Genomic DNA, 535 nt, shown 5'->3' on the forward strand with positions numbered 1-535 from the left:
GGCAGGGCGTAACCGCCACAGAGGCATTCGCCCACAAACTCGTGGTAGCGCTATGAACCCAGTGGATCACCCGCATGGTGGGGGTGAGGGTAAAACAGGGACAAGCGGTCATCCTGTATCGCCTTGGGGCACTCCAGCTAAGGGCTATAAGACTAGAAAGAAAAAAGTTAGCGACAAGCTCATCATTTCCAGAAAGAAACATAAATAAAGGGTTAAAGAATGTCTAGGTCAATTAAAAAGGGTCCTTTTATAGACGACCACTTGATGAAAAAAACGCTCAAGGCAAAAGAGGGCAAGGATAACCGCCCGATTAAAACATGGTCTAGAAGAAGCACCATTTTGCCTGAAATGATTGGTTTTACTTATAATGTGCATAACGGAAGGGTTTTTGTCCCTGTGTATATCACAGAAAACCATGTGGGTTATAAGTTAGGGGAATTCGCTCCTACAAGAACTTTTAAAGGGCACAAAGGCAGTGTCCAAAAAAAGATTGGCAAGTAAGGGGATAGAATGAGTAAAGCGTTATTAAGATTTG

At 43.6% G+C, this 535-nt stretch carries 1 protein-coding gene and 1 pseudogene; both read left to right on the forward strand.

Features of this window, described 5'->3' with window-relative positions:
* Window positions 1-208 (forward strand): annotated as a pseudogene (locus IEY78_RS35470) (50S ribosomal protein L2); the annotation flags it as partial.
* Between the two features lie 11 nt (window positions 209-219).
* Window positions 220-501 (forward strand): 30S ribosomal protein S19, encoded by a 282-nt coding sequence (gene rpsS, locus IEY78_RS35475; protein WP_000091385.1) that lies wholly within the window; start codon window positions 220-222, stop codon window positions 499-501.
* The last annotated feature ends 34 nt before the right edge of the window (window positions 502-535 follow it).

The organism is Streptomyces kronopolitis (genome assembly GCF_014646275.1).
Lineage (GTDB): Bacteria > Actinomycetota > Actinomycetes > Streptomycetales > Streptomycetaceae > Streptomyces > Streptomyces kronopolitis.